The organism is Oleiphilus sp. HI0128, from assembly GCF_001635365.1.
This window is the reverse complement of sequence record NZ_LWGG01000761.1, coordinates 1-6,578: the sequence shown is the minus strand read 5'-3', so window position 1 is coordinate 6,578 and position 6,578 is coordinate 1. Positions and strand designations below refer to the sequence as shown.

7 protein-coding genes are annotated in these 6,578 nt (G+C 41.9%); all 7 read right to left on the bottom strand.

The features are described from left to right. Positions 1-161 precede the first annotated feature (161 nt). Positions 162-1,328, bottom strand: coding sequence for a hypothetical protein (locus tag A3763_RS10505; RefSeq protein ID WP_197476023.1), 1,167 nt, complete (start codon positions 1,326-1,328; stop codon positions 162-164). A 30-nt stretch (positions 1,329-1,358) separates the two neighbouring features. After that, on the bottom strand, positions 1,359-2,426 hold the full coding sequence (locus A3763_RS10500) for a glycosyltransferase family 2 protein (protein WP_197476022.1): 1,068 nt from the start codon (positions 2,424-2,426) through the stop codon (positions 1,359-1,361). Between the two features lie 100 nt (positions 2,427-2,526). Beyond that, entirely contained in the window at positions 2,527-3,054 is a 528-nt protein-coding gene (locus tag A3763_RS10495) for a serine O-acetyltransferase (RefSeq protein WP_068515648.1), read from the bottom strand. Positions 3,055-3,068: 14 nt separating this feature from the next. Further along, positions 3,069-4,256: a glycosyltransferase family 4 protein gene (locus A3763_RS10490; protein WP_068515645.1), complete on the bottom strand. Its 1,188-nt coding sequence runs from the start codon at positions 4,254-4,256 to the stop codon at positions 3,069-3,071. A 2-nt stretch (positions 4,257-4,258) separates the two neighbouring features. Then, positions 4,259-4,888 (bottom strand): polysaccharide deacetylase family protein, encoded by a 630-nt coding sequence (locus tag A3763_RS10485; RefSeq protein ID WP_068508504.1) that lies wholly within the window; start codon positions 4,886-4,888, stop codon positions 4,259-4,261. Positions 4,889-4,948: 60 nt separating this feature from the next. Next, positions 4,949-6,094, bottom strand: coding sequence for a glycosyltransferase (locus tag A3763_RS10480; protein WP_068515642.1), 1,146 nt, complete (start codon positions 6,092-6,094; stop codon positions 4,949-4,951). After that, positions 6,091-6,578, bottom strand: a 488-nt coding sequence (locus A3763_RS28575) for a hypothetical protein (RefSeq protein WP_197482879.1), incomplete at its 5' end; no start/stop codon positions are given. The genes A3763_RS10480 and A3763_RS28575, both read right to left, overlap by 4 nt.

Here is a 6,578-nt window from a genome sequence, read left to right as displayed (position 1 = left end):
AGTAGGTCAAGCTGCAGACATATCTAGCAAAAAATACATTAATTTTGTAACCACTACTCTAACGCTCTTAAAAGCATTTTACTTAGACTAATTCAACACACTGCGCGACGAATAGCCAACACTAATGACACCTAAATACGTCAATAAAATGACAAGCTTTTTTAAACCCCCTTAGGCTTAGGTATCAAGAAATCTCGGAATTTATTAGGGTTACCCGTCTTTCCTGCTTCTGCAGCTTTTACGATGTTATACATTTCTCTTGATGAAACAAAATGCATCTTATACTTCTCGCCATCATTATATTTTGAAGCCAGGTACTCATACATTTTTACTGTAGGTTCACCTAACAATGTATCGATATCCATCTCTTGCGTACCATGTGTATGTATTTTGACGAATACCCATTCCGGCCGCCCCTCAACATGAATATGTTGATCCACCCACATATCAACACGGTGTTCAGAAGGGGGTATTGACTTGCGAACATCACCCGCTTCTATTTTCGGCATAACCCCCCATTTTCTCTCTTTCCAGTTCAGGCACAGAGGCCCCTGGATAATCATCAAATCACCAGATGACTCACGCCCCACTTTTACCTTCACTCCTTTATCATGAGACTTAGGCCGCAATGGGTCGTCAGTAGCATAATATATCGAGTTTACCGTTGAGGTTTGGGTCTCACTGGGAGCAGAAGGCAGGGTAAAGTCTGCGTAGCAACCTGTTTCCTTTAGCACAATCAACTCGTCGTTGACCCCACACCATTTACCTTCCGGATGACAATTATCCAAAGTCCAGTTGCCATGAATAAAACCATAAGAGAGCAAACCAGTTTCCGGATTAACAGCCAAGCCTTCATGCTCTTCATTTAAGGTTTTTGCAAAACGAGTCAATGTTTCACGCAGGTTATCACTCGTATCATCTTCATGGTGCAAATGTATTTCAAGCTCACCAAAACCTTGAGCACAAAGGTCCTGCAACTTATCCAAGTGTTCTTTACGATATTCTTCTTCAGGGTAAAAATAACTATGCTTAGGCAAGCAACCATCAGCATCTAGAATATGGCCAAAAGCAGCAGGATACTCCTGATGCCAACGATCAACTCGTTGCCGCTCAACCTCTAGACTATTCGGGCGCCCCCACTGAGGTTCATAGTGATCCACAAAACAAAACATGATGTGCACTGGCCCATCTACCTTTGGCTTACCTTTAAGCCTGATAGAAATATAATGCCCCAACCATATGTGCATGTTCTTTTTTCGTATCATGACAACAGCCAATGCGAACACCGCTAGACATAACACTACCAGACCACTAATCAAACCAAACAAAATATTCCCCTTCCTTTTCTAAGCCTAACCTTAGCGATTTGTGCTATCCCATGTTCCTTTAACACCACCACTGTAGTAGCGCAAAGCTCCGTGCCCTAAAGCAAAATTCATATTCACCCAAAAGATAACCAGCTTGACCAACTTGTTTGAAATCAGTGAGTCTCTACAACGGTAACTAGCAAAATAAACTAATAACTGAATAATGAATAAACTTGAGTATAAGAAAGAGTTAAATGAAAGAACCAACGAACAGAAAAAGGCAACAAGCAATAAATGCGGTGCATGCCAGCGAAGTACTTTATGAGAGATATATGAGAACCATAAGGCACCATACTGAGGACTCAGCACTGCCAAAAAGCGACTGAAAGCCTGAAAATTTCCAGCACCAATTCGAACACGACGCTTATATTCATCAGCTGAAGAAGGCGCAACCTCTTCACGAGCAACCGCTTCAGGCTCGTATTTAACAACGCCGCCATCGACAGCAACCTGAAAAACAATCGTAAAGTCATCTACTACAGTGTCGGGAGGTATCGGCTTATAAAGCTGCTTACGAATAAGGTAAATCGCTCCATTTGCCCCTAATAAAGCCGAAATTCTAGACTCATTAAACTTCAATATTCTTTCATACTGCCAGTAGGCACTATCTAAGTTTTCACCAGTCTCTTCCGCATATAGGTCCAGCTCTCCACACACTGCGTCAGCCTGGTTATCCCCTTGAAAATGCCGCACGAGCATACGAATAGAATCCGCCTGAAACTCTGTATTCGCATCTGAAAAAACTAGCAACTCCTCTTCAGCTTGATTTACCAAGTCATTTAAAACAGAAGCTTTACCACGATTTTCCTCAAAATCAATGAATACCAGGTTTGGATCTTCAATAGCTGACAAAATGCTTGAGGTATCATCTTTACTACCATCAGAGCCAATATAATACTTAATTTTATCTTTTGGATAATTTAATTCTTGAAGGTTTTTAACTCTGTCAGCAATACAGTCGCTCTCATTGAAGGCAGATATAATCACACCCACAGCAGGTAAATCACTCTCAAGCACATTATCTGCTCTTCTAGAGTCTTTCTTCAGGACAAATGACATATCTTTTTTGGCCTGCCGGAAACTGCTCAAGCAAATTAGTACAAGCGGATATAGCGCATAGCTATAAACCACTAAAGCGAGAGATATCCAAAATATCATTTCAAGCATCAATCTTTTTCACTCTTTTAACAGGCTTAGCAGGAATACCAACAACTGTATCCCCTTGACTCACATCCTTCACCACGACAGCATTCGCACCGACTTTGGTATTATCCCCTACACTGACACCACCAATAACCTTCGCGCCAGCACCAATAAAAATATTTCCCCCCAGGCAAGGTGTTTTTCCTTTTTCACCGCCGATTACAACACCACTCTCGACGACTATCCGCTGTCCACCTTGAACATTGGAATTGATGACAACACCAACGGGGTGCATCAGCACAAAACCTTTATCAAAATCAGCCCTTAAACCAATAACGCATTGGTTAAGTAACTTATTCAGATATTGAAACAACAATGCGAAGGGCAAACCCAGGCGAGACGACGAACAAGCCTGCATCAAGCGGTATAAAAAGTTGGCACAGGTACCATCACTCAAGAATATTTTTAACAAACTTACCGGGGCGCCATCATCAGCAAATACCTTCTGTTTATAGCGCATATCCTGAAGAAACAATTTAAGCATCGAAACCTAAGACCTCACAATAACGTTAAAATTTTCTGAACATTATGTGTCCATTGCCTTTCATCACGAATATAAGACTCAGCCTGCTCGCCAACTCTTTCGATATTTTGAGTATCTTTTGATAGTTCAATGACCTTTTCAACCGCACTTTTTCTGTCATTTGGGGGGAATAGCCAACCAGTTCCCCCATCTTCAACGACTTCTGCAATCGGTTCGAATGACGGCGAAACCAAGGCAACCCCCATCGCCATCATCTCAAAAAGCTTCATTGGCGAACCGTATTCATTGGAATCAGGAAGGATGCCATAATCCATTGCAGCAATATAATCCCCAACTTTTTCATGTGGCACACGACCTGGCATAATCACTTGCCCCTGTAGACCATTATCCCTCACAACAGCCAAGATCTCTTCAAACACAACACCATCACCGACCAACAATAAAGCTAATTGAGGCTCAGCAGCTAAACGAGGTGCGATTTCTTTGACAAACCAATCAATGCCGTGCCAGTAAACAAAGGCCCCAACGTAGCCGCAAACCGCCTTGCCTTCGAGCCCTAGATCTTTTTTGACTTGAGTTCGATCTACCCCAGCTAAGGTAAATTGTTCAATATCCGCCGCATTTGGGCAAATAACACTGGGGGCAATCACTCCGTGTTCACGCTCAACAGTGTTTTTGAAATTAGTAGAGATGAACACTACCCCATCACATTTCTTAAACACCCATTTTTCTACTCTTCGAGCCAACCCCTTAAAAAACAAAGGCCGCACCCGCTCAACGATTGCAGCATCATTCACTTCAAGAATAACCGGAATACCAAGCCTTCTAGCTCTCAACACACCGCCAAACATGAATAGTGAATATCTCTCATATAACATGTCAGCATTTTGAGATTTAAGCTGTTTACCTACCCGCATATAAGCGATTAGGTTATAGGCAAGTTCTATCAATTCGAAAACAAACTCAGGCACATACTTAGTCATCTCCATTAGCTTATGGAGCATTCTAGACATCAAGGAAGGAGCCCTTTCTTGCTTTACACTATTTCCAGAGACCTGCTCTTCCTTATGTTCCGGGTCTGAGCCTGGAAGAGAAAGAAGTGTTACTTGGTGTTCCATCTTTCTAAATGCATTGACGATTCCCATAATATGGACACCTTCAGCACCATGCCCACGAGTTCTATGATGGTAAACTATGTTCATAATTAACTAATCACCTTAAACTGAATCCCTTGCTTCTCCCATAGAGGAAGCATTATCTCTAGCACCTGCACACACTTCTCAGCGTCGTCGTGAAATAAAAGAATTTCACCATTTACAACCGGTTTCTGCTTAAAGTTTTCAACAATCTGATCAGCACTCAGATTGGAATAATCTAATGAATCGTAGCTCCAATGCACTGGACGAAATTTGTTTTTCACTAACGAAAACAGCAAACCAAAACTCCAGCGCCCTTGCGGCGCCCGAAACAACCTGGAACCCGACTGTTCCAGCTTACTAATCCAAGCATCCGCATCATTTGCCTGTTTTAGCTGTTTACCTAGAGGCAAACGCCCAAAATCAATATGGTCATAAGAGTGGTTACCCACCACATGACCAGCTTCTACCAAGCTCTTCCCAATTTCGAAGTGTTGTTCTAGTTTTTTCCCAATTACAAAAAATGTCGCCTTAGCATTATGCTTTTCTAATAAGCTAAACAACTTATCGGTAACATTAGGCGTTGGACCATCATCAAAAGTCAGGTAAACAGAAGCCTCTCCTGACGCCCCCTTCAGCAATAAAACTGATGAGGGAAGCAGTTTAGCTACTAACGTCTTTAAAAGTTGCTTCAACACGTAAATATACTCTGTCCAATTTTTTTGGAATAATTACAAATCAATATTACATTACGGCTATTATGCATCCGAACTTCCTTGTACTGCTTTACATATAATTTGGTCAATTTCATTTACATTCTTTGGCCATGAAAACAGGTTTCCGTGAGCCTTAATAACTTCTCTATTCCAGCAAGCAGTATTCAGATCAAAGTCCACCATAGCTTTAGTTAAGGCCTCACAATCGCCTGCTTCGATTAAAATACCTGAAACTCCATCCTTAACCACTTCTGGAATGCCACCTACTCGAGTAGAAACTACCGGTACGCCACAATTTGCAGCCTCAAGCAGTACATTTGGAACTCCCTCATGATACGAAGGAAGTATTAACAAACCACTTTGGCGTATATACTTTGCTGTATCAGCATGCTTTAGGGCTCCTAACATAGAAACTTTGGCCTCTAAGCCATAAGCAGCGACTCTTTCAGCCAATACCGGGCTCATAGCGCCATCACCAATAAACTTTAATAGTTTACTCCCTCCACTTTTTACATAGCCATCATACGCATCTAGGAGGTCTAACACACCTTTATCTTTTTTAAGGTTTCCGACAAATAAGAAATAAGGATTTGACGCTATTTCCTCTGGATAAAACAACTTATTATCAACACCGTTGTATACTCTGGTTACCTTAGACTTCTCAACTCCCAAGCCACAAACCTTAAGCCGCAAAGCATCAGAGGGCGTAAAAATATGCGTAGCCCCTTTGCATACTTGTTGAATCTGTTTATTTCTATTCTTATCCTCTGTCAGCACATTGATATCACTGCCGTGCACCTTAATAAAATAAGGTAGCTTCAGCCTATATGAGAGCTTTTGCGCAACAAAACCATCAGGATGCGCCCAACTACCTAGCACTGCATCAAAATCTGAAAAGGAAATTAACTCCCTCGCGCCTTTTAAGACCGACCAAAACATAAAATGACCGAAATGCTGCTGAAATAGCTTCGGCGTATACCAATAGCAAATATACTTAACTGTGTATTTAGTGCTGGCAGAATAGGAACTAATCTGCGCTCTCTTGCGAAGATATTCTGGCCAAGCAATTGGGACGATAAGTGTAAGCTCATGCCGCTCTGCCAAGCGGTCAAACTGCTGCTTATTAAAAGTTGCGCGATTCGGTTCCCATGGCAGTGGGTATAAGTTCGTAACGATAAGAAGCTTCATGATAAATTACTGATAGTGACTCTCAGCTTACCACTTGATGTTAAGGCGATCTCAGGAACGAGTTCAATATTCACAAGCACTTCGCTACCAACATTTTCTTCAACTAAGTGTTTGACTCGTTTTAACTGATCAGAATCCTCCGAAAATAAAACCAAGAAAATATCAACACTATCCAAGGTATTTTGCACAACCTGAAACTGTTTGATACTGGTGAAATCCTTTAGCAAATGAGGAAAAAACTCGCCCGGAATAGTTCTCCCATCGGGCGTCTTAATCACGTCCAGCTTACGGCCATCAATAGATTGAAGCAGCGGGAAAGGCGAACCACACTGACAAGTGGTAGCAGAAGAAATCGTCGCACGATCCCCATTTCGATACCGAATAAGTGGAAAGCCGTAATTGTGCAAGTCGGTTACCACCACATCACCAGACACTCCGGCTTCAGAAATCACTTTATTTTGATCTCCCAACAGCTCTACAACAA

Bases quoted from the DNA above. Each gene is read 5' to 3' on its own strand.
- A3763_RS10480 (WP_068515642.1), bottom strand. From the start codon at position 6,094: ATGAAGCTTCTTATCGTTACGAACTTATACCCACTGCCATGGGAACCG.
- A3763_RS10490 (WP_068515645.1), bottom strand. From the start codon at position 4,256: ATGAACATAGTTTACCATCATAGAACTCGTGGGCATGGTGCTGAAGGT.
- A3763_RS10500 (WP_197476022.1), bottom strand. From the start codon at position 2,426: ATGTCATTTGTCCTGAAGAAAGACTCTAGAAGAGCAGATAATGTGCTT.
- A3763_RS10495 (WP_068515648.1), bottom strand. From the start codon at position 3,054: ATGCTTAAATTGTTTCTTCAGGATATGCGCTATAAACAGAAGGTATTT.